This is a genomic window from Pantoea sp. EA-12, assembly GCF_030053355.1.
Taxonomy (GTDB): Bacteria; Pseudomonadota; Gammaproteobacteria; order Enterobacterales; family Enterobacteriaceae; genus Pantoea; species Pantoea vagans_C.
Map to the genome: position 1 here is coordinate 1 of NZ_JASGBY010000032.1, position 2,536 is coordinate 2,536.

At 55.3% G+C, this 2,536-nt stretch carries 1 protein-coding gene; it reads right to left on the reverse strand.

Annotation, left to right across the window (positions count from 1 at the left end; genetic code table 11):
- Positions 1–83: 83 nt before the first annotated feature.
- Positions 84–1,751 (reverse strand): group II intron reverse transcriptase/maturase, encoded by a 1,668-nt coding sequence (ltrA, locus tag QMZ30_RS25725; protein ID WP_283229372.1) that lies wholly within the window; start codon positions 1,749–1,751, stop codon positions 84–86.
- Between the last annotated feature and the right edge of the window lie 785 nt (positions 1,752–2,536).

The window sequence follows — 2,536 nt, forward strand, 5'->3', positions numbered from 1 at the left end:
ATGTCGGGTAGCAGCGGCGCATTACTGCGCCGCTGCCCCCTGAGAACGGTACGTGCAGGTTTCCCCGCATACCGCTCAAGCCTTTATAAATGCCCGTTTTGGGCACCGGCCTCCCTGTTGTGTAACTGACGGTGGCAGTTGGGATGCAGCAGTTCAAGATTGGACATGTCGTCGCTGCCGCCCATGACCTTCCTGACCCGGTGGTGCATATTCCAGCCTGTCTGGTTGGTGATGAGTTGTCTGCAACGCGGGCAGCACTTACCCTGGCGCTTCCACAATGCCGCTACGGTTTTCATCTTCTTCAGCTTTCCGGTCCAGATCAGATCCAGACGACGTTCGAAGTAGATTTCCATGCCGGGCGAGTAAGGTGTTGCGTCGCCCCTGATCTTGATATGGCGTTTGATGGGGGTATCCATCGCGCGGGTGAGGTGCAGTATTTTACCCTCCGGGGTCGCTGCGCTGAACAGCCAGCGTTTCTCCCCGAACGTGAAATATTTTTCTGCAACCCAGCGCCGGCTTTTACGTGTATGTCGCCGTTTGCACCACTGCCACATTGCCCGCCAGATTTGGGTATCGGCGTAATTAAAGATATCTTTGGCCACGACATGCCGATGATAAGTCGCCCATCCACGGATCACGGGATTGAGCAGGTTGATCAGTTTCCATGCCGGAAGCGTCGGATTACCCTTAATTAATCTTCTGACTTTGCTCAGGAAGTTTTTCAGATTCTTTTTGGCAGGCTTGATCAGCATCTTGCCGCCATATTTTCTGACGTTCTGCCCCAGAAAGTCGAAGCCTTCTTCGATGTGCGTTATCGCTGTTTTTTCCTCAGACAGCGCGAGCCCCCGTTTATGCATAAACTCTGCTATCAGGGGTTTGACCTCATCCTCCAGCAGCTCGCGGGAGCTTCCGGAGCAGATGAAGTCGTCGGCATAGCGCACATAGTTCACCTGATGTTTTGCCCCGTAATGCTTACTCTTCCTGAATGTGCGCATCAGTTCTCCCTCCAGCCCGTCGAGTGCCATATTGGCGAGGAGGGGAGAGATAATGCCTCCCTGCGGAGTGCCGCTTCTGGTGTCAAAGAAGACGCCTTTTTCCATATATCCGGCTTTCAGCCATTTCCTGAGGATCCGTTTGTCCATTGGTATACTGGACAGCAGCCAGTCATGGCTGATGTTGTCAAAACACCCTTTGATATCGCCTTCCAGTACCCATTTTGGGGATACTTTCTGGCTCATCCGGTGAAATATGGACTCGATGGCATCATGAGTACTGCGCATGGGCCTGAAACCATAGCTGTTATTGTCAGCAGTAGTTTCTGCCACCGGCTCCAGTGCCAGTAACCACAACGCCTGCATGGCTCTGTCCCTTATTGTCGGGATCCCCAGCGGGCGCTTTTTGCCATTCGATTTTGGGATATATATGCGCCTGAGCGGCTGTGGTCTGTAGCCCAGCGGGGTCAGACTGACCATCCCTTTCCATTTTTCATCCGGGGTGCTCCATGTTTTGCCATCCACACCGGGTGTCCTTCTCCCGGTGTTTTCAGTCACTCGTCTGACAGCAACGGCTTTGCCGGAGAACGAGCGTGTGAGAATGCGCTGAAGTTCTCTGACTCGTCGCCATTGTTGCTGCCGGGTTGCCTCTGCAATCCGTAGTTGTAGCTTACGCACCCGGGCATGGCTGGCTCGCCAGTCAATGGCGTGCCAGCTTGTCGGGCGGGGTATCGTGGACACACTGTCGTGTGTATTCATCTCGCTGATATCCTGTTGAAAGCTTTACAACACTTCATGCAGTTAAAGACCAGACGGAAGTCTGCCCGCTTTCGCGTCGAAGCATGCACCGCTCCGTATCCTGATGATTACCATCAGGCATTCGCTTTTTCCGTCCTCCTCTGCCCGCACCGCCAACAGTGTTCCTTGCGGTTCACCTGCCATCAGGCAGCGATACGGGTTTACCAGGTTCCGTTTAACATACAAAAGGTCAGGGCAGGCTCTGTCTATTCACCGGAGATCTCAATGTCCATGTGCTCCGGGGGGACCAGTGGAGCAACCCGATCTCGTACCCTTTTGGTCCAGGCCTTTCAGCATCTTTGGCCTGTTGCCGATAACGGCGTTTATCAACAGTTCACATGCGTTAACCCTTCTGACCAGCCTTGCAATCCAGCCGCATGATGCTTGCAGCAGGGGGGGCTCCCTCACGGGATCCTCCCCGGGCTAACGCCCGATCTCGTTGTCCCGGAAGCTTCAGACCTCGCCGTTGCCAGCAACGCCTGTCCCGGTAGGCTACAGCTAATGGAATAGCTGGTTTTATCAATGTAAAACAATATGTTAAACGACTTCCTGTCGCACGGCCCCCTTCGGCTCCCCGGCAAGCCGGGTCGTCGAGCCCCACTGCGCTAACCGGCAAAGCCGGTAAGCTCCGCCGGAACGCGAAGGGCCGCGCTCCGTGCCTGACGGCTAGGGTCTGATGGCTGAGGTCAACGGCTGCTGCCGGCTTCGCCGACGCTTTCACCGTCCCGGCAAAACCCCCGCCGGGC